This window comes from Dellaglioa sp. CoH-57-MRSF-19, assembly GCF_056781975.1.
The window spans coordinates 1-281 of sequence record NZ_JBXAXW010000254.1 but is presented as its reverse complement, the minus strand read 5'-3'; the positions used below and the strand labels follow the sequence as shown (position 1 = coordinate 281).

At 55.2% G+C, this 281-nt stretch carries 1 protein-coding gene; it reads right to left on the bottom strand.

From position 1 onward, the window contains the following. Positions 1-100 precede the first annotated feature (100 nt). Positions 101-281: hypothetical protein (locus AC1RO3_RS09145; protein ID WP_481764106.1), on the bottom strand; the 181-nt coding region annotated here is incomplete at its 5' end.

Genomic DNA, 281 nt, shown 5'->3' with positions numbered 1-281 from the left:
CCAGCCGGTTTGCTGCTTGAATTTCAACTGCCATTTTGTACTCCTTAACAAGTACGTGGTTGCGAAAATGGGCCCGAAGGCCCATTGCTTTATCCCATCATCAGGTCCACAAACTTACCAGCACCGGGTCAACCGGCGCGTAACCGTTAGGTGCCGGACGAGTAAGTGTGAGGTAGTTCTGATTCGGCCGGCCCTGCTCGGGGAGAAAATACCCAGTGTCGCGTCCGCTCGGGTCCATGCGCTGCTTCTTGACGGGCGTGTACAGATCACGTTGCATAACC